Raw genomic sequence first — 21,791 nt, 5'->3', positions numbered from 1 at the left:
AGTGATGCAGCGAATGTCTATCGCACTCCCGTGTGGAGTCCGCGTCTCGCAACGGCCCCAAGCTGTCGCGTGCGCTTGCCTGTTTCGTTCCAACCGCCTTCCAGACCGGACATCGGCAGATGCCCGGTTTTTTTGTGCTTGCGAAACAGGAGTCCTGATCCATGGCTGAACCTCTTTCCCTGCCGTCGGTGCCCGCACCGCCGAAGGGCGAGCGTCTGAAAAACAAGGTCGTGCTGCTGACCGGGGCCGCGCAAGGCATCGGCGAAGCCATTGTTGCGGCGTTCGCCTCGCAGCAAGCGAAACTGGTGATCAGTGATATTCAGGCGGAAAAAGTCGAGACGGTTGCCGTGCACTGGCGTGAGCAAGGTTACGACGTGCAAGCGCTGAAGGCGGATGTCTCGCATCAGCCCGACCTGCATGCCATGGCCAAACGCGCCGTTGAGCTGCACGGGCGCATCGATGTGCTGGTCAACTGTGCCGGGGTCAACGTGTTCCGTGATCCGCTGGCCATGACCGAAGAAGACTGGCGTCGCTGCTTCGCCATTGATCTGGACGGCGCCTGGTTTGGTTGCAAGGCAGTGCTGCCGCAGATGATCGAGCAGGGCGTCGGCAGCATCATCAATATCGCCTCGACCCATTCCAGCCACATCATTCCCGGTTGCTTTCCGTACCCGGTGGCCAAGCACGGTTTGCTCGGCCTGACCCGCGCGCTCGGCATCGAATACGCGGCGAAAGGTATTCGCGTCAACGCCATCGCCCCGGGCTATATCGAAACGCAACTGAACGTCGATTACTGGAACGGTTTCGCCGACCCGCACGCCGAGCGTCAGCGCGCCTTCGATCTGCACCCGCCGAAACGCATCGGTCAGCCGCTCGAAGTGGCAATGACGGCGGTGTTTCTGGCCAGTGATGAAGCGCCGTTCATCAATGCTTCATGCATCACCATCGATGGTGGTCGCTCGGTGATGTACCACGACTGAGCACAGTGGCTTTCACGCGGATAAATCCGTGTGAAATCCAATCATCATACGATATGACTATTTTCAACAGGCATTGCAGGAACACGCTTTAACGCTTTTCAAATATTGCTCAAAAAAATAACAAGGAGTCAGCTTATGAAACGTCGTTTCGGGATTCGTACCCTGTGCAGTACCGCCCTGGCGGTCACCGCGTTCAGCCTGAGCAGTGCCCTGCTCGCTGCCGACACCGTGAAAATCGGTTTTCTGGTCAAGCAGGCGGAAGAACCGTGGTTCCAGACCGAGTGGGCCTTCGCCGAGAAAGCCGCCAAGGACAAGGGCTTTGAACTGATCAAGATTGCCGTGCCGGACGGTGAGAAAACCCTCTCGGCGATCGACAGTCTTGCTGCCAACGGTGCCAAGGGCTTCGTGATTTGCCCGCCGGACGTCTCGCTCGGCCCGGCAATCATGGCCAAGGCCAAACTCAACGACCTGAAAGTGATTGCCGTCGATGACCGTTTCGTCGACGCCAATGGCAAGTTCATGGAAGACGTGCCATACCTCGGCATGGCCGCGTTCGAAGTCGGCCAGAAGCAGGGCAACGCGATGGTCGCCGAAGCGAAGAAACGCAACTGGGACTGGAAAGACACCTACGCGGTGGTCAACACCTACAACGAACTCGACACCGGCAAGAAGCGCACCGACGGTTCGGTGAAATCCCTCGAGGACGCCGGGATGCCGAAGGATCACATTCTGTTTGCCGCACTGAAAACCCTCGACGTACCGGGCAGCATGGACGCCACCAACTCGGCGCTGGTGAAACTGCCAAGCGCGGCGAAAAACCTGATCATCGGCGGCATGAACGACAACACTGTGCTCGGCGGCGTACGCGCCACCGAAGCCGCCGGTTTTGCCGCGACCAACGTGATCGGCATCGGCATCAACGGCACCGACGCCATCGGCGAACTGAAAAAGCCTAACAGCGGCTTCTTTGGCTCAATGCTGCCAAGCCCGCACATCGAAGGCTACAAAACCGCAGAGATGATGTACGAGTGGGTCACCACCGGCAAAGAACCGCCGAAGTACACCGCGATGGACGACGTCACCCTGATCACCCGCGAGAACTTCAAGCAAGAGCTGGAAAAAATCGGCCTGTGGAACTGACGCAGTGACGGCCCGGGCAGCCGGGCCGTTTTTCGGTGTGAAGAGGTGGCTTTATGCACGCGCAAGTACAAACACAAGAACAACACGGTGCCAGCGGCAGCCTGCGCTTCAACGGGATCGGCAAAACCTTTCCCGGGGTGAAAGCGCTGGACGCCATCAGCTTTGTCGCCCATCCCGGCCAGGTTCACGCCTTGATGGGCGAGAACGGCGCTGGCAAATCGACCCTGCTGAAAATCCTCGGCGGTGCTTACATCCCGAGCAGCGGCGAGTTGCAGATCGGCGAGCAGACCATGGCGTTCAAGTCGACCGCTGACAGCATCGGCAGCGGCGTCGCGGTGATTCACCAGGAGCTGCATCTGGTGCCGGAAATGACCGTCGCCGAAAACCTGTTTCTCGGCCATCTGCCGGCCAGTTTCGGTTTGATCAATCGCGGTGTCCTGCGTCAGCAAGCGTTGAACTGCCTCAAAGGCCTGGCCGACGAAATCGATCCGCAGACCAAGGTCGGGCGCTTGTCCCTCGGCCAGCGGCAACTGGTGGAAATCGCCAAGGCGCTGTCGCGCGGTGCCCACGTCATCGCTTTCGACGAGCCGACCAGCAGCCTTTCGGCCCGCGAGATCGACCGCTTGATGGCAATCATCGGCCGCTTGCGTGACGAGGGCAAAGTCGTGCTCTACGTTTCCCACCGCATGGAAGAAGTGTTCCGCATCTGTGACGCCGTGACGGTGTTCAAGGACGGTCGCTACGTGCGCACATTCGACGACATGAGCCAGTTGACCCACGATCAACTGGTGACCTGCATGGTCGGTCGCGACATTCAGGACATCTACGATTATCGCCATCGACCACGCGGTGCCGTCGCGCTGAAGGTTGATGGTTTGCTCGGCCCGGGTCTGCGCGAGCCGATCAGTTTCGAAGCGCACAAAGGTGAAATCCTTGGCCTGTTCGGATTGGTCGGGGCAGGGCGCACCGAGCTGTTTCGCTTGCTCAGCGGGCTGGAACGCAACACCGCCGGACGCCTCGAATTGCGCGGTCACGAACTGAAACTGCGCTCACCGCGCGACGCGATTGCTGCGGGCATTCTGCTCTGCCCGGAAGATCGCAAGAAGGACGGCATCATCCCGCTGGCCAGCGTCGCGGAAAACATCAACATCAGCGCACGCGGCGCTCATTCGGGCCTCGGTTGCCTGATTCGTGGTCTGTGGGAAAAGGGCAACGCCGACAAACAGATCAAAGCGCTGAAAGTGAAAACCCCGCACGCCGGCCAGCAGATCAAATTCCTCTCCGGCGGCAATCAGCAGAAGGCCATTCTCGGTCGCTGGCTGTCGATGCCGATGAAGGTCCTGCTGCTCGACGAACCGACGCGCGGCATCGACATCGGTGCCAAAGCCGAGATTTACCAGATCATCCATAACCTCGCTGCTGAGGGTATTTCGGTGATCGTGGTGTCCAGCGACCTGATGGAAGTGATGGGCATTTCCGATCGCATTCTGGTGCTCTGCGAAGGCGCCTTGCGCGGCGAAATCAGCCGCGACCAGGCCAATGAATCCAACCTGCTGCAACTGGCTTTGCCGCGCCACCGCGCTGACGGCGTGGCGAACTGAGAGGTGACTATGATGACAACCCAAAACGAAACCCTGCCGAAAGAGCGCAAGCCGCTGGACATGCGACGCTTCCTTGATGACTGGGTCATGTTGCTGGCGGCTGTGGGCATATTCGTTGCCTGCACGCTGCTGATCGACAACTTTCTTTCGCCGCTGAACATGCGTGGCCTGGGCCTGGCGATTTCCACCACCGGGATTGCCGCGTGCACGATGTTGTACTGCCTGGCGTCGGGGCATTTCGACCTGTCGGTGGGCTCGGTGATTGCCTGCGCCGGGGTGGTTGCGGCGGTGGTGATGCGCGACACCAATAGCGTGTTTCTCGGTGTCAGCGCGGCGCTGGTGATGGGCCTGATTGTCGGGTTGATCAACGGCATCGTGATTGCCAAGTTGCGCGTCAATGCGTTGATCACGACGTTGGCGACCATGCAGATCGTTCGCGGTCTGGCGTACATTTTTGCCAACGGCAAAGCAGTGGGCGTGTCGCAGGAATCGTTCTTCGTTTTCGGCAATGGCCAGTTGTTTGGCGTGCCGGTGCCGATTCTGATCACCATTGTTTGCTTTCTGTTTTTTGGTTGGCTGTTGAATTACACCACCTACGGGCGCAACACCATGGCCATCGGTGGCAACCAGGAAGCGGCGTTGCTCGCGGGTGTGAACGTTGACCGGACCAAGATCATTATCTTTGCCGTGCATGGTGTGATCGGTGCGTTGGCGGGGGTGATTCTGGCGTCGCGGATGACCTCGGGGCAGCCGATGATTGGTCAGGGATTTGAACTGACGGTGATCTCGGCCTGCGTGTTGGGCGGGGTGTCGTTGAGCGGTGGGATCGGCATGATTCGGCATGTGATTGCCGGGGTGTTGATTCTGGCGATCATTGAGAATGCGATGAACTTGAAGAATATCGACACGTTTTATCAGTATGTGATTCGTGGTTCGATCCTGCTGCTGGCCGTCGTGATTGACCGCCTGAAGCAACGCTGAGTCAAAGGCTACCCTCATCGGAACGCCGCCCGCCCAGCCCTCTCCCAGAGGGAGAGGGGAAAGGGAGCAGATCTCTTAGCTTTTCAAACCTGAGTTCGACTGGATATTTCAGGTCGATGTAATTGGAATAAACACCTCGATCAGTTCCCTCTCCCTCCGGGAGAGGGCTAGGGTGAGGGGCTTTTGATTCTCCCGCCTTTCGTCACTCTCCCCAAATATTCCTTGCCCGCCCGCACCCGTTTCGGGTATCAATTTGTACATGATTAGACAGGTACGATTTGACAAGAAACAACGGGTGGTCGACGAACTCGTCCGGCGCATCGAAAGCGGCCTCATGGAGGACGGCTTTCTGTTGCCCGGCGAACATCAGTTGGCTCAAGAATTCCAAGTCAGCCGAGGCACGCTGCGCGAAGCGCTGGCCGAACTGAAACGGCGCAATTACATCGCCACGCAAAGCGGCGTCGGCTCCATCGTCACTTTCGACGGTGTCGCGCTCGACCAGCGCAGCGGCTGGGCGCAGGCGCTGGCCGACAGCGGCGCGCTGATCAACACCGAAGTGCTGCGTCTGGAAGCCGTGACCCGGCCCGATCTGCTCTCGCGGTTCGGCACTGACCAATTCATCACCCTCGACCGTCGCCGCCGCTCTAACGAAGGCACACTGGTCTCCCTCGAACGCTCTTTGATGCCGGCCACTGGCGGCCTGGAAAGCCTGCCGCGTGTCGGCCTGATCGACAATTCCCTGACCATCACCCTTGCCGCATACGGCTACATCGGCGAACGCGGTGACCAGTGGATCGGTGCCGAGCCGTTGAATGCCGAAGACGCGGAATTGCTCGGGCGCCCGGTCGGCACCGTTTTCCTCAAGGCGTTGCGTACCACCTACGATCGCCAGAACCGTTTCATGGAGTTGGTCGAAAGCCTGCTCGATCCGGTGCATTTCCGTTTGCACCTGCAATTTGGAGAATCGAAATGACCGCGCTCAACCGTGCCCTTGGTGCTTTCTATGGCCTGGCCCTCGGTGATGCACTGGGCATGCCGACGCAATCGCTGAACCGCGAAACCATCAAGACCCGCTTCGGCCAGATCACTGATCTGCAGGATGCCGGGCCACTGCAACCCATCGCCGCGAACATGCCCAAAGGCTCGATCACCGACGACACTGAACAAGCCATTCTGGTTGGTGAGTTGCTGGTCGAAGGCAAAGGCCGCATCGAACCGGCGATCCTCGCGCAACGCTTGATCGAGTGGGAAGCCGAGATGCAGGCCAAGGGCTCGCAGGACTTGCTCGGGCCGTCGACCAAGCGCGCCATCGAAATGATCCTCGCCGGCCATTCGCCGGAAGAGGCCGGACGCTACGGCACCACCAACGGCGCGGCCATGCGCATTACGCCGGTAGGGATCGCGGCGGATGTTGCCGATCCTCAGCGGTTTATCGCAGCGGTGGTACAGGCCTGTCAGGTCACCCACAACACCACGCTGGGGATTTCCAGTGCGGCGGCGGTGGCAGCGGTGGTATCTGCCGGCATCAATGGCATGGACCTGGGCGAGGCGTTGAACCTCGGCCAGCACATCGCTCAGCAAGCCGAGGCGCACGGGCACTGGGTGGCCGGTGGGCGCATTGGCTCGCGAATCAGTTGGGCGCGCACCATCAGTGTCGATAGCGACAAGGCTTTGCTGGCGGATCTGCTCTACGACGTGATCGGTACTTCGGTGGCGTCGCAGGAATCGGTGGTGGTCTCGTTTGCCCTGGCGCAGCAAGTGGCCGTCGGCGAGATGAGCGCGTTTGATGCGTTGTGCATGGCCGCCAGTCTTGGCGGTGACACTGACACCATCGCGGCGATTCTCGGCGCCATGCTCGGGGCCTGCCTGGGTCTTGAGAGCTGGCCAGTGCCGATGATCGACACGGTGAAGGCCGTCAATCATCTGGAGCTGGAGCCGTTGGTGCAGGGGCTGTTGGCCTTGCGCTGACCAGGTTAGCGCCTTCGCAAGCAGGCTCGCTCCCACAAGCGTTATGTGAACGCCATAAATCCAATGTGGGAGCGAGCCTGCTCGCGAAAGCCGCACCGCGAATTTCGAATTTTTAACCCGCAATGGATCGCGCAGACAGGCCGAGGACGGCCGCGATGTCTTGTCGTTTTGCATCATTGCCACAACCACAAAAAAGGCAAACAGGAGCATCTTCATGAGTTCATCAAACGCCGGGCAGAGCGCCGGGCAACTGGAAACCCGCGGCATCGAACCGGTGCCGGAAGCCGAGTGCAACGGCCATCCGCTGCAACTGTTCTGGGTCTGGTTCGCCGCCAACATTTCCATCCTCGGTCTGCCGCTGGGCGCCACGCTGGTGGCGTTTCGCGGGCTGGCGATCTGGCAGGCGATCATCGTCGCAATCATCGGTGCTGCCGGTTCGTTCGCGGTGGTCGGGATCATATCGATTGCCGGTCGCCGTGGCCGCGCGCCGAGCCTGACCTTGTCGCGGGCGATCTTCGGCGTGCGCGGCAATATCGGCCCGACGCTGGTCTCGCTGATGTCGCGCCTGGGTTGGGAAACCGTCAACACCACCACCGCTGCATTTGTGCTGTTGTCGCTGTGCTCGATCCTGTTCGGCTCACCCGTGGAAGCGAAAAGTGCGCCGATACTGACGTTGATCTTTATCGCGATTTTCGTGCTGCTGACTCTGTCGGTATCCGGCCTCGGCCATGCGACCTTGCTGGTGATCCAGAAGTGGGCGACCTACGTGTTCGGCGCGCTGAATCTTCTGGTCGGCGGTTTCCTCTGCGCGACCATCGACTGGAGCGCGGTGTTCAACGCTACGCCAGCGCCGATGAGCGCAATGATCATCGGCATTGGCACCATGGCCGCCGGCACCGGCATCGGTTGGGCCAACGCTGGCGCCGACATGTCGCGCTATCAGCATCGCAGCGTCAAGGCTGTGCGACTGGTCGCGTCCGCCGCGTTCGGCGCGGGCATTCCGCTGGTGCTGCTGATCACCCTCGGCGGCTTGCTGTCGGTGGGCAACAACGACCTCGCTTCGGCGACTGACCCGATTGTTGCAATCCGCGACATGCTCCCAACGTGGATGGCCGTGCCGTACCTGATCACGGCGTTCGGTGGCTTGTTGCTGTCGAACAACCTGTCGGTGTACTCCGCCGGTCTGACCACGCTGACCCTCGGCCTGAAGGTCAAACGCGTCTACGCGGTGGTGGTCGATATCGTCGCGATCTTCGCCGGCTCAATCTACTTCATGCTGATCGCCGACAGCTTCTACGGCCCGTTCATTACCTTCATTTCCCTGCTGGCGGTGCCGATCACCGCGTGGGTCGGGATCTTCGTCGTTGACCTGATTCACCGTCATTACTACAGCCCGAAAGACCTGCTCGACGTCAGCCCGAGCAGTGCCTACTGGTATCACGGCGGTATCGAGTGGCGCGCGTTTGGCGCGTGGGCGATTGCCATCGTCCTTGGCTTCAGTTTCACCACCATTGGCACTACCGCCGAGAACGTCTGGTTCAAGGGCTTTTTGTCCGACTCGTGGCTGGGCCACAACGGCCTCGGCTGGATCGTGACCTTCGTGGTGGCTGGTGGCATTTACTTTGTCCTCGGCGGGGCGAAAGACCGCCGCGCCGCGCAAACCGAGAATGCTCATGCCTAAGATGTTGCACACCGGCCAGGTCATCATCGACCTGGTCATGGCCGTGGATAAGCTGCCGCAGGTTGGCGGCGACGTGCTGGCGCAGTCGGCGGGTTTCGAAGCGGGCGGCGGTTTCAATGTGATGGCGGCGGCCGTGCGCAATCGCCTGCCGGTGGTTTATCTCGGCCGCCATGGCAGCGGGCGTTTCGGTGATCTGGCGCGTGAAGCGATGAATGCCGAGGGGATTCACATCGGCATTCGCCAGCCTGCGCAGCGCGACACAGGGTTGTGTGTGGCGCTGACCGATGCGTCGGCGGAGCGCAGTTTCATTTCCTACATCGGCGCTGAAGGTGAGGTGACGGCGGAGGATCTGAACAGCGTTGCGGTCGAGGCGGGCGATTACGTTTATCTCAGTGGCTACAGCCTGTTGCACGAAGGCAAAGCGCAGGCGTTGCTCGACTGGACATTGGCGTTACCGGAGTCGATCAACGTAGTGTTCGATCCTGGCCCGTTGGTGGAATCGCCGGACTCGCCGCTGATGCAGGCGCTGCTGCCGCGCATTGATGTGTGGACCAGCAACAGTGTTGAAGCGCTGCGCTTTACCGGGGCTGAGGACATTGGCGCAGCGCTGGATCGACTCGCTGAACACCTGCCCAAAGAGGTGCTGATGGTGGTGCGGGACGGGCCGCAGGGTTGCTGGATTCATCAGCGCGATGAGCGTCGGCATGTGCCCGGGTTTGCGGTTAAAGCGGTAGACAGCAATGGCGCCGGTGATGCCCATGCCGGGGTGTTTGTCGCCGGGTTGGCGCAGGGTTTGTCAGCGCATGAAGCGGCGCGGCGGGCGAATGCGGCGGCGGCTATTGCAGTGACACGCTGGGGGCCGGCGACTTCGCCGGGAGCGGCAGAGGTGGATGCGTTTATCATTGATTCCGGCGGCGCATGATCCACCGCTTTCGCGAGCAGGCTCGCTCCCACAGGGGATGTGTGAACGACATCGATCCAGTGTGGGAGCGAGGGCGAAAGGGCAATTAGCTTCATCACAAAATTCAATGTTGGATACCGCTCGCCGCGTCGGCAGCGAGCGACCTCAGGGCTACTGCAGATCCAGCTTGCGCGCTACCTCAACGCCAGCCGCACTGAGCTTGATCGGCAGGTTCAACGAATGTTCGCCAGCCTCGTTGCAGGTCACATGCCCGTGGTGAATCAGTCCACGATCCTGCAAAGCGGCGAGGGCGCTGGCCACTACCTTCTCGCCCCGGTAATTATCCAGCACCTCTTTTCCCAGACCACTCGGATGGGCGTGCAACAGACGGGTGAGGACTTCTTTTTCCAGGTTTTTATCGACGTTCATGGTTACCTCTTCATTGGGTTGAACAGGACGCTCGCGTCGGCGAACTACTGACCGGAGCCTTCGGAACCGGAGCCACCGGTGGTGGTTTTCGAGCCGACGCCGGGGCCCGCGTTGTCTGGCGTGGCGGGGGCGTCGGGGGTATTCATGCCGCCCTGCCGGCCCGGGTCACTGCCCTGGGTGCGCGGATCAGTACCGGTGGCGGGCGGCTGATTGATCAAGGGAACGCCCGAGCCATCGGTATTCATACCGGGAGCACTGTTGATGGCGGGGGCGCGTGGCGGAGTCGGATCGGTAGGGCCGGTGCCCGCAGCGGTGGCGGATGCGGCGAAAACCGCAGGGCAGAGCAGGGCGCTGAATACAAAAGCGGTCAACCTTGACGGGATCATAGGGCTTCTCCAGTGATTGGAATCCTTACCTGTCGTTGGTCTGCCCAGTGATCGGATTGGTGCCTGATCAGCGACGAACGGTCTAGGTTGCCTGCGCGGCTTTCAGACTGATCCGCCGCCAGAGCAAGCGGCCAAGGGTAATCAGCCAGTTGGCCAACGCGACGATCAAGACCGTCAAAAGCAGTGTGCTCATGCCGTGCTCAACGATGATTTTGCCGGCCAATAGCGGGAAACCAAACACGCCGATGAAGTACGAAAGACTGAATAGCAACAACGCCTGCGATGTAGTACCGGCCGGTGCTTCGTTGGCCGCCAGGCCGTTGATCACCGAATAGGTCAGCCCATACCCGACGCCGAGCATCAACGCCGCCAGCAAATAGGTGAATCCACTGTGTACGCCGAAGGCGAACAGCACGATCGAGCCGAGCATCAGCCCCGACAACAGGTACGATGCGCGCAAAGGATCACGCTTGACGACATATCCGGCGATCAACATCCGACTGCTGATTGCCGCGCTCATGAAGCCGAGAAAAAATAACGAATAATCCAGCGAGCGGGCGGCGGCATAGCTGGTCTGAAAGCTCGACAATCCACCGAATACGCAACCGCCGAGACCAACCATGATGATCGGAAACAGCGCGCGCGAGCCGAGCACTTGAGTGGTCGCTTGCCAGCTGATTTTTGCCGCTGTCGGGGTCTGCGTGCTTTTCAAACGAGCACCTAGCTGCCAGAACAGCAGCACCCCGATCAGGCTTGCCAGCGCCGCCAGATAAAACGCCGAGGTCACTGGCAAGCCCAGCGCACTCGCTGCCCGTCCGAGTAAAGGGCCGCTTCCGATCCCGGTCATCATGCTGCCCGACAGCAGCGCGAAGTACTTGGCGCGCTGCGCCGGAGTCACCAGACTGGCGACGATGATCGGTCCCAAGGTATAGAAAACGCCCCAGCCCAAACCCAGCAGCAAACCGAAAAACAGCAGCAGATGGCCGACCCCCGGCGTCATCGCAAAGCCCAGACTCGCCGCGACCAGCAACAACCCGAACACTGCAATCGAGCGCGCCGCCCCGAGCCAGTCCGACAGATGCCCGGACACCAGCACCGCCACAAACGTACTGAGCATCGCCGCCGAAATCACACTGCCGGCATCGTGCTCATTGCCGCCGCGAGAACTGATCAACAGCGACAATAAAAACGTCGAGCCGTACGAAAGCGACAGCAGATAACTGGCGAGGCAGAACAGACCGAACAGCTTGCCTGAAACCTTGGGTGTTACTTGCGACATGACGTGAATCCTTAAGCGGAAAAATTCAGCGTCATCTGTTTAACACGTCAGGCAGGCGGCTTAGGTCTGAGCTTGGCGAAGTCAGGATCACTGCACGCCGGAGTAATGCTCAAGCGAGGCCGATCTCTTCCTTGAACTGCTCCATGAATCCCTTCAGGCGCAGATGACGGATCTGCGCAAGACGCTGACCGGCGGTGGTCTGGAAACCGTCGGCGAGGTGCAGCAGTTTGGTCTGGAAATGATCGAGGCAAAAACGCGTGTCATCGTAATCGCGTTGTTTCGCTTCGGGATCCTGCGGGTCGTACAGCGCCGAGCCCATGCGTCCGGCGACGTAGAACGTGCGGGCGACGCCAAGCATGCCGAGTGAGTCGAGCCGGTCAGCGTCCTGGACTATTTTCGCTTCGAGGGTGAGCGGGGTGATGTTGGCGGAGAAACTGTGGGCTTCGATGGCGTGGGCGACGGCGGCGATTTTTTCTTCGGACCAGTTCAGATCGGCCAGCACTGACGAAGCTTTATCTGCCGCCAGCCGCGAAGCCTGCGAACGCAGTGGCGAGTTCTTCTCGACGGCGACGCAATCGTGCAAGAGCACGGCGGCCAACAACACCTCAAGATCGCCGCCTTCTTCTGCTTGCAGCGTACGCACGTTATGCCAGACCCGCTGCAGGTGAGCGAGGTCGTGAGCGCCGTCGTCTGATGGCTCGAGGGCGTGGGGCAACAGGGCTACTGCGAGTGCCTCTACGGGGGTAAAAAACGCTGGGTTCATGAGCATCCTTTCAGATTGTCGAAGTCCCTGTGGGAGCGAGCTTGCTCGCGAAGGCGTCCTTACAGTCACTTGCATTGTTGAATGACAGAATGCTTTCGCGAGCAGGCTCGCTCCCACAGGGAACTGCAGTGTTTGCAACATTGCGCAGGGTAGTGTGTGTTTTGCCATGTGACGAGCGCCGCTCACCACCTTAGTATGGCGTTTTCCTTTTTCCGACAAGGCCCGTCCATGACGATCGAAATCCGCCCGGCGACCCCCAGCGATGCCCCGCAAATCCTCGCCTTCATCACTGAACTCGCCGATTTCGAAAAGGCCCGTCACGAAGTCATCGCCAGCGTTGCCGACATCGAACGCAGCCTGTTCAGCGAAGGCGCCACCGCCCACGGCCTGATCTGCCTACGCGACGGTTTGCCAATCGGTTTCGCGGTGTTCTTCTTCAGCTATTCGACCTGGCTCGGCAGCAACTGCCTGTACCTCGAAGACCTCTACATCACCCCCGAACAACGCGGCGGCGGTGCTGGCAAAACCTTGTTGCGTCACTTGGCGAAAATCGCCTGCGATAACGACTGCGGCCGCTTCGAATGGAGCGTGCTCGACTGGAACACGCCGGCCATCGAATTCTACAAATCCCTCGGCGCACAACCCCAGGAAGAGTGGGTGCGCTACCGCATGGATGGCCAGGTTCTGCGTGAGTTTGCCGAGGGCTGATCACAATGATGGCATTGTGGTGCTAATTCGATTGTCGCCAACGCTCTAGTCCGGCATTCTACGCGCCATTTTTGCGCGCTCACGGACGACACCTGCAATGCCTCTGGCACAATTTCTCCACGCCCGTGGAGCCTTCGCTGCGTCAACGAGTGACCAGCGATGAGCGGACTACGGGCGACAATGCGTCTGTATGGCCTGGTGAAAAACTCAGGCTCAAGCGACAACCCCAAGCGGCAACCGGTCGACATTCTCTGCATGACAAACCGCACGGGCGGCAGCGCGATTCGTGCGTTCGTGTCACGCCTTGATGCCGAGTTGATGACGCGCAGTGCCGGGCTCGCCGATTACCGCGTGATACCGCTACGCACCTTCGATCCAACGGCGTTTATCGACGCCCATCAAGGTTGGCTGACGCTGCACATTTGTTGTGGTTTCGTCGCCCCTGCCGGGCATTCGCTGCTCAAGGACGGCGGGTTGATGCCGATGGGCTGGTACGTCTATTCCGAGATCGGCCAGTGGACGGCCCAGCATCATCTCGACCTCGGCACACAAATGGCCGATTTGCTGCAATCGACTTACGAACGCAATCACCTGCGCAACTACAACGCCTGGCTCAACGAGCTGGATGACGCGACGCCTGCCGAGCTGGCATGGCATGTCGATCAAGCCTGGCAACATCTGCAGATCGCTACATCCCCCGACAGCCGTGAACAATGCCACGCCCTGTTCGACCCCGTCGACAACCGCTGGCGCTTTGCCGCGACCGAAGTCGATCTCCACCAGCCGCACCCGGAACCCTTGAAGCAAGGAGCTTTGAATTGAGTGGTAAACCTGCTGCACGCGTCACCGACCCGACCGCCTGCCCATTGCCAGGCCATGGCACCAACCCGATTGCTTCCGGCTCGCCGAACGTCTTCTTCGACGGCCTCGCGGCTGCGCGCATGACCGATAAATCGGCGTGTGGCAGTCCGATTACCGGAGCCGTTTCCGGCACCGTTTTTATCAACGGCTTGAATGCCGCAACGCTCGACAGCACCGGAGGCCACGGCAATGTCGTGGTGGGTGGCTCGGGGACGGTGATTATCGGCCAGAGTGGCGGAGGGGCAGCGTTTAGTGGGCTGTTGCCGATGCCGGTGCATTTTACGGACAGGTTGCAAGTGGTGAATGAAGCAACTGGCGAGCCGGTGCCCGATCATCCCTATGTGATTCAACGGGGCGATGGCAGCATGGAACACGGAATCACCAATGAGCAGGGCTTTACTCATATGGTCAGCTCGCATTTGGCCGAAACAATCAAACTGTTTGTAGAGTGATCGAAATGGAAGTCGCAAACCCTGCACTCAAAGATTGCAAAAACGAGGTGGTGAGTCATGAGTTGACTTGCAAAACCGACCAGACTGTAAAAGCTGTGGCAATCAAAATCAAAAAAATCGTCGTGTTTTTCATCGGCGGCGCTGGAGACAAGGAACCGTATTATCAAGATCAACCACCTCACGGTAACGTAACCAGTGCGCAGGTTTTATTGCCTAAAAAATTCAGCGACGCGCAAATTGGAAAAATAAAGTCGGTGTACCTTAGTTATAAGGATGTGCGCGGCAAGAAAGACATAGAAAAGTATGTGCTGAGTTATCTGAAAGGTGATAAATCAATTTATATAAGTATCGTCGGTCACAGTCTGGGAGGATGGAACGGCGCTCATCTGGCAGCCATACTCAAAGAACAGGGATTTACGGTGAAGTCCTTGGTCACGCTTGATCCTGTGGGCGGCGGACTGGGTGTCTGGCTGATTTCAGACATTTACGCCACCACCCCGAAGCCTGGTGCAGAGTACTGGATCAATATATTGGCTGCACCGGCGAAACCCAATCAGTCCGATGATGTCGCCGAGATGGGAGAACGCTGGGTCATGAGCTCGGGTCCTGATATCAATAAAGCGGTAGACACCAATCACGAAGATGCAGGCGTAATGTTCAAGGCGAGGATTCTTGGCGAACAGTCCGCATGTGATCTCATCGCTGAAAAAATGATCAAATACCTGGAGTCTTGACATGCGAGTGTTGCTTGCAGTTCTAGTTCTTTGTTTGTGTGCTTCGTGCGCAAAAAGAGTGCCATTACCAGAGACCGAAATTGAATTTGTTTCTGTTACCAAGCCTGGAGACAGTGCTCTTCTGGATGTTCGCTTCAGTTCAATGACTGATCTGTTGCGATTCTTCGAGATCAATGCCGGCCAACATCAGGTCGGCAATGCCTTGATCTGTTCATTGGATGAGAGTGGCTTCTTCGAAACAAAACAGGACCTGACCCGGTATCTCGAAGGGGAGGTCGTCGCGGTATTAAATGAATCTGCTGCGGGGCCATATGTGTATTCGGCTGAGGTCTCTGCGGTGCATACACCGGACGGTGGAACGCTGAGTACGTACTTCAATAAAAAACAACTGTTGATGGTATTGAGCGCGCGTCAGGTCGTGGCATGTAAGTTCAGGACAGCTGCCTACGCTTACGGTCCGTATTACTCAAAATCGATGAATATTCCTGCCAGTGTTTTCGTTCAGGCGATAGAGCGTCAGTAGTGATATTGATAACGGTGAATCACGGATCTGTTCGAGGAGGTTGGGTAGATGTAATCATCCCAAAATATGGGATGCAAAATTACATATTGAGATTTACCGTCTGAGAGGTCTATAGTCCGTCGCACTCACTGCCAAAAACAAAACAGGTGAAGCGATGCTGGCGCAATTGATCGCGCTCGACTGGGGTACGACCTCATTACGTGCTTACAAACTCGCGGCGGACGGTGTGGTGCTGGAGCAGCGCGCGCTGTCGTCCGGGATTATGCAGTTGCCCAAGACCCCGCGAATCATCAACGGTCGCGAATGCGCCGATGGTTTTGAACTGGCGTTCGACGAGGCGTGCGGCGACTGGCTTGATGCGCAGCCGGATCTGCCGGTGATTGCCTGCGGCATGGTTGGCAGCGCACAGGGCTGGCGTGAAGCGGCCTACTGCGAGACGCCGGCGAACGTCGCCAATCTCGGAAAATCCCTACAAACACTGATCAGTCTGCGCGGCACCGTGGTGCATATCGTGCCGGGCGTGATCCAACGTTCGCGTCTGCCGAATGTGATGCGCGGCGAAGAAACCCAGGTGCTTGGCGTGCTGCAGAATCTGCCGATTGAGGCAGGCGCTGATCTGTTGATCGGCCTGCCGGGAAGCCACTCGAAATGGGTGGACGTGGTCGATGGCTGCATCATTCACTTCGACACGTTTATGACCGGCGAAGTGTTCGCCGTGCTCAGTGAACACAGCATCCTCGGCCGGACTCTGAAGCAAGGCGCGACGTTCGATGCTCTGGCGTTTGACCGTGGTGTGCAGATTGCGCAGTCGGCGGACGGTGAACTCGGAGTGCTGTCGACGTTGTTCAGCGCCCGTACCTTAGGCCTGACCGGCGAACTCAGCCCGACCGCGCAGGCCGATTATCTGTCCGGCCTGATGATCGGCCATGAGCTGGCGGCGCTCGCCACGGTTCAGCGACGTCGTCGCAACAACACGAATCTTCCTTCGATCATCCTCATCGGCAACGCGCAGCTCTGTGCGCGCTACAGCCGTGCGCTCGATGCCTGTGGTTTCGCCAACGTGACGCTGGCGGAGCAGGCCACCGAGCGTGGCTTGTGGCAACTGGCGCTGGCCGCCGGACTGATCGACACCTCATTCCGTTAAACCTGACTGGAGGCCTGACATGCTCAAGCAAGCACTGGCGCAAAACGGTCTGATCGCGATCCTGCGGGGCCTGCATCCGCAGGAAGCCGCCGCTGTCGGAGAAGTCCTGTATGCCGCCGGATTTCGCGTCATCGAAGTACCGCTCAATTCCCCTTCGCCGTACGAAAGTATCCGCATCCTGCGTAAGGCCCTGCCCGCCGATTGCCTGGTCGGTGCCGGCACGGTGTTAACCCCGGCACAGGTCGAGCTGGTGAAAGAAGCCGGCGGCCAAGTGATTGTCATGCCGCACAGTGACGCCAAGGTCTTGCGTGCGGCAAAAGCGGCGGGGCTGTTTCTGTCGCCGGGTGTCGCCACGCCGACCGAGGCCTTCGCGGCACTGGAGGAGGGCGCGGACATTCTCAAGATGTTTCCGGCTGAGCAGATGGGGCCGGCAGTCGTCAAAGCCTGGCTTGCGGTGTTGCCATCCGGAACGGTGCTGGCGCCGGTCGGCGGCATCACGCCGGACAATATGCAGGCGTTTATCGATGCCGGTGTAAAAGGTTTCGGCCTCGGTTCCGGACTGTTCAAACCGGGCATAACGCCGGAGCAAGTAGCGGTGAACGCCAAGGCCTACGTGGCTGCTTGGAAGGCCCTTCGCTAAGACTTTTTGGCGCTGTGTGCGCTGCATCTACAAGAGAGACAAAAAGATGAAAATCACCAAACTCACCACCTTTATCGTCCCGCCGCGTTGGTGTTTCCTCAAAGTCGAAACCGACGAAGGCGTGACCGGTTGGGGCGAACCCGTGGTTGAAGGGCGCGCGCATACCGTCGCGGCTGCCGTTGAAGAATTGTCCGACTACCTGATCGGCAAAGACCCACGCAACATCGAAGACATCTGGACTGTGCTCTATCGCGGCGGTTTCTACCGTGGCGGTGCGATCCACATGAGCGCGCTGGCCGGTATCGATCAGGCGCTGTGGGACATCAAGGGCAAGGCGCTTGGGGTGTCGGTGAGTGATCTGCTCGGTGGCCAGGTGCGCGACAAGATTCGCGTGTATTCGTGGATCGGCGGTGACCGTCCAGCCGACACCGCGCGTGCGGCGAAAGAGGCGGTGAGCCGTGGTTTCACTGCAGTGAAAATGAACGGCACCGAAGAACTGCAGTTCCTCGATACCTTCGAAAAAGTCGATCTGGCGCTGGCCAATGTCGCCGCCGTGCGTGATGCGGTCGGGCCCAACGTCGGCATCGGTGTCGACTTCCATGGCCGCGTGCACAAGCCGATGGCCAAGGTGCTGATGAAGGAACTCGACCCGTACAAACTGATGTTTATCGAAGAACCGGTACTCAGCGAAAACTACGAAGCGCTGAAAGAGCTCGCACCGTTGACCAGCACGCCGATTGCTCTGGGTGAACGGCTGTTTTCGCGTTGGGACTTTAAACGTGTGTTGAGCGAAGGCTACGTCGACATCATCCAGCCGGATGCCTCCCACGCGGGCGGCATCACCGAAACTCGCAAGATCGCCAACATGGCCGAGGCCTACGACGTGGCACTGGCGCTGCACTGCCCGCTGGGGCCGATTGCGCTGGCGGCGTGTTTGCAATTGGACGCGGCTTGTTACAACGCGTTTATCCAGGAGCAAAGCCTGGGCATCCATTACAACGAGAGCAACGATTTGCTCGACTACGTGAAGGATCCACGGGTGTTCGATTACGACAAAGGTTTCGTGAAGATCCCCAACGGCCCGGGGTTGGGTATCGAGATCAACGAGGAATACGTGATCGAGCGTGCGGCCGTTGGCCACCGCTGGCGCAACCCGATCTGGCGTCATGCCGATGGCAGTTTTGCCGAGTGGTGAGTATTGCCTGATTCAACACCAATCCCCTGTGGGAGCGAGCCTGCTCGCGAATGCTATGTCACATCCGACATCGATGTGACTGATCCGACGCCTTCGCGAGCAGGCTCGCTCCCACAGTTTTTAATCTCCACATGGATGGGAGATTTGCGTCATGACCTCAAATAAACATAAGAAGAGGCATCTCTCATGCAACCGCAAACCCTCACCGGGCAGGCGTCTTTAGTCACGCCTAGCCGCAAGCGGTTTTTCATCATGGTGTTGCTGTTTATCACCGTGGTCATCAACTACCTCGACCGCAGCAACCTGTCGATTGCCGCACCGGCGCTGACCAGTGAGCTGGGCATCGATCCGATTCACGTCGGTCTGATCTTTTCCGCATTCGGCTGGACCTACGCTGCCATGCAGATCCCCGGCGGCTGGCTGGTCGATCGTGTGCCGCCGCGCATTCTTTACAGCGTCGCGTTGCTGCTGTGGTCGCTGGCCACGGTGATGCTCGGTTTCGCGGCCAGCTTCATTGCGCTGTTCGTGTTGCGCATGGCGGTCGGTGCGCTGGAAGCGCCGGCTTATCCGATCAACAGTCGCGTGGTCACCACCTGGTTCCCCGAGCGCGAGCGTGCCACGGCCATCGGCTTCTATACCTCTGGACAATTTGTCGGCCTGGCATTTCTCACTCCGGTACTCGCTTGGCTGCAACATGAGTTCGGCTGGCACATGGTGTTCGTCGCCACCGGCGCCGTCGGCATCATTTGGGCGGCGATCTGGTACGCGGTCTATCGTGAGCCACGGGATTTCAAAGGCGCCAATGAAGCCGAAATCGACTTGATCCGCGAGGGCGGTGGTCTGGTCGATATTCAGCAAGAGTCCGCCAAGGTCAAAGCCAAATTCAGCTGGACCGATTTGGGCATCGTCCTGACCAAGCGCAAATTGTGGGGCATCTACCTCGGCCAGTTCTGCCTGAACTCGACGCTGTGGTTTTTCCTCACCTGGTTTCCGACCTATCTGGTGAAGTATCGCGGCATGGACTTCATCAAGTCCGGCCTGTTGGCATCGCTGCCGTTTCTCGCCGCGTTCATCGGTGTGCTGTGTTCGGGGTTCTTTTCCGACTTCTTGATTCGTCGCGGCTGCACGGTTGGTTTTGCGCGCAAGCTGCCGATCATTGGCGGGCTGCTGATTTCCACTTCGATCATTGGTGCCAATTTTGTTGAATCGACGCCGCTGGTGATTGCCTTTCTGGCGTTGGCATTTTTCGGCAACGGTCTGGCCTCGATCACCTGGTCGCTGGTGTCGACGCTGGCGCCGGCACGGTTGCTCGGGCTGACCGGCGGGGTGTTCAACTTCATCGGCAACCTGTCGGCGATCGCCACGCCGATCGTGATTGGCTTCCTTGCCAGTGGCGATTCGTTCGCGCCGGCGATCACCTATATCGCGGTGCTCGCGTTGATCGGTGCCTTGTCCTACTTGCTGCTGGTCGGCAAGGTCGAGCGTATCGAGTTGTAGTGGTCTGCGTCGGGCGACCATAATGCCGCCCGTTCCCTCGCTCAACGGTAAAGGCTGGATATGCAGGAAGACGCTCCGGAAAAAACCAAGGACGCCGCGCCCACCGGCACCCAGACGCTGTTGCGTGGCTTGGGTGTGGTGCAAGCGGTCGCCAGTGGCGCTCGCGATCTCAAGGAGATCGCCCGGCTGATCGGCACCACGCGCAGCACCACCCATCGTCTGGCCAGTTGCCTGGTGGATGAGCGCTATCTGCGCGTGGTGCCGCAAATCGGTTACCTGCTCGGACCGAAGCTGATCGAACTGGGTTTCCAGGCGCGTGAAGAGTTGCCGCTGGTGACCCTGGCCGGGCCGTATCTGGACGAGTTGTCGGCGCTGACTGGTGACACCGTGCACTTGGGCATTCGCGAAGGCGATGAAGTGTTGTATCTGCTGAAAAATCCGGGGCGCAACGGCCCGGAAATGCGTTCGCGGGTCGGCCATCGCATGCCGCTGGCGCGCACCGGTATCGGCAAGGCGTTGATGCTCGATGACTCGCCGAAAGATTGGCAGCGTCTCTACGACATCAGTCTGCCGGCAGGTGGGAAGAGTCAGTTCTGGCCGCAGCATCCTCAGCAGTCGTGGGAGCAGCTTGAGCAGCGCATGACCGAGTACGTCGCCGGTGGCTACGCCTTCGATCTGGAGGACAACGAACCGTCGATCCGCTGCGTGGCGGCGCCGATTCGTGATGCGAGTAAGGGCATCGTGGCGGCGATCAGTATCGCCAGCACCGTGCCGTACATGCCGCTGGAAAAAATGGCCGAGCTGATTCCCCTGATCAAAGGGGTCACAGCCCGGCTCTCGGCGGAACTCGGTCTGAAGATTTAAACCTTGAGCGTTGCCATGTCGATCACGAAGCGGTACTTCACGTCACCGGCAATCATCCGGGCGTAAGCCTCGTTGATCTGGCGGATGTCGAGCATTTCGATGTCGCAGGTGATGTTGTGCTCGGCGCAGAAATCCAGGACTTCCTGGGTTTCGGCGACGCCACCGATCAACGAGCCGGCCAGCACGCGACGGCTCATCACCAGTTTGCCTGCGTGTACCGGTGGATCAATCGGTTCGATCAGGCCGACCAGAATGTGCACACCGTCGAAGCGCAGGGTGTCGAGGTACGGGTTGAGGTCGTGCTGCACCGGAATGGTGTCGAGCAGGAAGTCGAAGTAACCGGCAGCGGCTTTCATTTGCTCGGCGTCGGTGGAAACGATCACGTGATCGGCGCCCTGACGACGACCTTCTTCAGCCTTGCTCGCCGAGCGGGTGAACAGCGTGACTTCGGCGCCCATGGCCTTTGCGAACTTGATGCCCATGTGGCCCAGACCGCCCATGCCGAGAATCCCGACCTTGTCGCCGGCCTTGACGCCGTAGTGCTTGAGCGGCGAGTAGGTGGTGATGCCGGCACAGAGAATCGGCGCGGCGCTGGCGAGTGCCAGTTTCTCCGGGATGCGCACGACGAAGTGTTCGCTGACGACGATGCTGTCCGAATAACCGCCCATGGTGTTGCTGCCGTCGACCCGGTCCGGGGTGGCATAGGTCATGGTCGGACCTTCGAGGCAATATTGCTCAAGGTTCGACTGGCAGGCTTCACAGGTGCGGCACGAGTCGACCATGCAGCCGACGCCGACCAGATCGCCTACTTTGTGTCGGGTGACGTTCGCACCGACGGCGGTGACTTTTCCGACGATCTCGTGGCCGGGCATCAACGGGTAAACGGCGATACCCCATTCGTTGCGCGCCTGGTGGATGTCGGAGTGGCAGACGCCGCAATAGAGGATCTCGATCGCTACGTCGTCGGCACGAGGGCTGCGGCGTTCGAATTTCATCGGGGCGAGGGGGGTGGTGGCCGATTGGGCGGCATAACCGATGGCGGTATACATGTGAAACCTCGCAAA

The 21,791-nt window shown here is 59.5% G+C and carries 23 protein-coding genes; 18 read left to right on the top strand and 5 right to left on the bottom strand.

Annotated elements, in window-relative coordinates:
- Window positions 1-161 precede the first annotated feature (161 nt).
- The 8 genes from CLU80_RS05075 to CLU80_RS05040 all read left to right on the top strand — a co-directional run bounded on the left by CLU80_RS05075 (window position 162) and on the right by CLU80_RS05040 (window position 9,273).
- Complete coding sequence (locus CLU80_RS05075) at window positions 162-980, top strand: SDR family oxidoreductase (protein ID WP_093435401.1); 819 nt, start codon at window positions 162-164, stop codon at window positions 978-980.
- 135 nt (window positions 981-1,115) lie between these two features.
- Window positions 1,116-2,120, top strand: coding sequence for a substrate-binding domain-containing protein (locus CLU80_RS05070; protein ID WP_077574064.1), 1,005 nt, complete (start codon window positions 1,116-1,118; stop codon window positions 2,118-2,120).
- Between the two features lie 53 nt (window positions 2,121-2,173).
- The gene (gene araG, locus CLU80_RS05065; RefSeq protein WP_099756903.1) at window positions 2,174-3,721 is read left to right on the top strand and encodes an L-arabinose ABC transporter ATP-binding protein AraG; all 1,548 of its coding nucleotides are present in this window, start codon (window positions 2,174-2,176) and stop codon (window positions 3,719-3,721) included.
- A gap of 12 nt (window positions 3,722-3,733) precedes the next feature.
- On the top strand, window positions 3,734-4,702 hold the full coding sequence (gene araH, locus CLU80_RS05060; RefSeq protein ID WP_026000669.1) for an L-arabinose ABC transporter permease AraH: 969 nt from the start codon (window positions 3,734-3,736) through the stop codon (window positions 4,700-4,702).
- Between the two features lie 259 nt (window positions 4,703-4,961).
- Window positions 4,962-5,675, top strand: a complete 714-nt coding sequence (locus CLU80_RS05055; protein ID WP_093435395.1) for a GntR family transcriptional regulator — start codon at window positions 4,962-4,964, stop codon at window positions 5,673-5,675.
- A complete protein-coding gene (locus CLU80_RS05050; protein ID WP_099756902.1) occupies window positions 5,672-6,670 on the top strand; it encodes an ADP-ribosylglycohydrolase family protein in 999 nt (332 codons plus the stop codon). The genes CLU80_RS05055 and CLU80_RS05050 overlap by 4 nt, the downstream gene beginning before the upstream one ends.
- Before the next feature lie 214 nt (window positions 6,671-6,884).
- A complete protein-coding gene (locus tag CLU80_RS05045) occupies window positions 6,885-8,351 on the top strand; it encodes a purine-cytosine permease family protein (RefSeq protein ID WP_093435390.1) in 1,467 nt (488 codons plus the stop codon).
- Window positions 8,344-9,273: a PfkB family carbohydrate kinase gene (locus CLU80_RS05040; RefSeq protein ID WP_099756901.1), complete on the top strand. Its 930-nt coding sequence runs from the start codon at window positions 8,344-8,346 to the stop codon at window positions 9,271-9,273. Before CLU80_RS05045 ends, CLU80_RS05040 begins: the two co-directional genes overlap by 8 nt.
- 150 nt (window positions 9,274-9,423) lie before the next feature.
- On the opposite strand, the gene CLU80_RS05035 is transcribed toward CLU80_RS05040, so the two are convergent.
- From CLU80_RS05035 to CLU80_RS05020, 4 genes are all read right to left on the bottom strand, one after another.
- Window positions 9,424-9,681, bottom strand: coding sequence for a hypothetical protein (locus CLU80_RS05035; RefSeq protein WP_099756900.1), 258 nt, complete (start codon window positions 9,679-9,681; stop codon window positions 9,424-9,426).
- Between the two features lie 44 nt (window positions 9,682-9,725).
- Window positions 9,726-10,067 (bottom strand): hypothetical protein, encoded by a 342-nt coding sequence (locus CLU80_RS05030; RefSeq protein ID WP_007908306.1) that lies wholly within the window; start codon window positions 10,065-10,067, stop codon window positions 9,726-9,728.
- Window positions 10,068-10,149: 82 nt separating this feature from the next.
- The gene (locus CLU80_RS05025; protein ID WP_099756899.1) at window positions 10,150-11,346 is read right to left on the bottom strand and encodes an MFS transporter; all 1,197 of its coding nucleotides are present in this window, start codon (window positions 11,344-11,346) and stop codon (window positions 10,150-10,152) included.
- Between the two features lie 109 nt (window positions 11,347-11,455).
- Window positions 11,456-12,109 carry an HD domain-containing protein gene (locus CLU80_RS05020; protein WP_099756898.1) on the bottom strand — a complete coding sequence of 218 codons (654 nt, stop codon included), beginning with the start codon at window positions 12,107-12,109 and terminating at the stop codon, window positions 11,456-11,458.
- A gap of 228 nt (window positions 12,110-12,337) precedes the next feature.
- Here CLU80_RS05020 and CLU80_RS05015 point away from each other — a divergent pair, with 228 nt between their 5' ends.
- From CLU80_RS05015 to CLU80_RS04970, 10 genes are all read left to right on the top strand, one after another.
- A complete protein-coding gene (locus CLU80_RS05015) occupies window positions 12,338-12,817 on the top strand; it encodes a GNAT family N-acetyltransferase (protein ID WP_093435380.1) in 480 nt (159 codons plus the stop codon).
- A 159-nt stretch (window positions 12,818-12,976) separates the two neighbouring features.
- The gene (locus CLU80_RS05010) at window positions 12,977-13,639 is read left to right on the top strand and encodes a hypothetical protein (RefSeq protein ID WP_099756897.1); all 663 of its coding nucleotides are present in this window, start codon (window positions 12,977-12,979) and stop codon (window positions 13,637-13,639) included.
- The gene (locus tag CLU80_RS05005; RefSeq protein ID WP_093435374.1) at window positions 13,636-14,130 is read left to right on the top strand and encodes a PAAR domain-containing protein; all 495 of its coding nucleotides are present in this window, start codon (window positions 13,636-13,638) and stop codon (window positions 14,128-14,130) included. Before CLU80_RS05010 ends, CLU80_RS05005 begins: the two co-directional genes overlap by 4 nt.
- A 5-nt stretch (window positions 14,131-14,135) precedes the next feature.
- Window positions 14,136-14,864 carry an alpha/beta hydrolase family protein gene (locus CLU80_RS05000; protein ID WP_007908319.1) on the top strand — a complete coding sequence of 243 codons (729 nt, stop codon included), beginning with the start codon at window positions 14,136-14,138 and terminating at the stop codon, window positions 14,862-14,864.
- A 1-nt stretch (window position 14,865) separates the two neighbouring features.
- Complete coding sequence (locus CLU80_RS04995; RefSeq protein WP_093435370.1) at window positions 14,866-15,387, top strand: hypothetical protein; 522 nt, start codon at window positions 14,866-14,868, stop codon at window positions 15,385-15,387.
- Window positions 15,388-15,541: 154 nt separating this feature from the next.
- Window positions 15,542-16,531, top strand: a complete 990-nt coding sequence (locus tag CLU80_RS04990; RefSeq protein WP_099756896.1) for a 2-dehydro-3-deoxygalactonokinase — start codon at window positions 15,542-15,544, stop codon at window positions 16,529-16,531.
- Window positions 16,532-16,550: 19 nt separating this feature from the next.
- A complete protein-coding gene (locus tag CLU80_RS04985; protein WP_093435368.1) occupies window positions 16,551-17,171 on the top strand; it encodes a 2-dehydro-3-deoxy-6-phosphogalactonate aldolase in 621 nt (206 codons plus the stop codon).
- Between the two features lie 46 nt (window positions 17,172-17,217).
- Window positions 17,218-18,366: a galactonate dehydratase gene (gene dgoD / locus CLU80_RS04980; protein WP_007908327.1), complete on the top strand. Its 1,149-nt coding sequence runs from the start codon at window positions 17,218-17,220 to the stop codon at window positions 18,364-18,366.
- 186 nt (window positions 18,367-18,552) lie between these two features.
- Window positions 18,553-19,863 (top strand): MFS transporter, encoded by a 1,311-nt coding sequence (locus CLU80_RS04975; RefSeq protein WP_099756895.1) that lies wholly within the window; start codon window positions 18,553-18,555, stop codon window positions 19,861-19,863.
- 60 nt (window positions 19,864-19,923) lie between these two features.
- Window positions 19,924-20,727: an IclR family transcriptional regulator gene (locus CLU80_RS04970; RefSeq protein ID WP_093435365.1), complete on the top strand. Its 804-nt coding sequence runs from the start codon at window positions 19,924-19,926 to the stop codon at window positions 20,725-20,727.
- Here CLU80_RS04970 and CLU80_RS04965 read toward each other — a convergent pair.
- The gene (locus CLU80_RS04965) at window positions 20,724-21,776 is read right to left on the bottom strand and encodes an NAD(P)-dependent alcohol dehydrogenase (protein ID WP_093435364.1); all 1,053 of its coding nucleotides are present in this window, start codon (window positions 21,774-21,776) and stop codon (window positions 20,724-20,726) included. The two genes, CLU80_RS04970 and CLU80_RS04965, sit on opposite strands and share 4 nt — an antisense overlap.
- Window positions 21,777-21,791 lie beyond the last annotated feature (15 nt).

The sequence above is a fragment of the Pseudomonas sp. 29 genome (assembly GCF_002754355.1).
GTDB classification, from domain to species: Bacteria; Pseudomonadota; Gammaproteobacteria; order Pseudomonadales; family Pseudomonadaceae; genus Aquipseudomonas; species Aquipseudomonas neuropathica.
The sequence above is the reverse complement of the archived record's forward strand: the minus strand, read 5'-3'. Positions and strand labels throughout refer to the sequence as shown.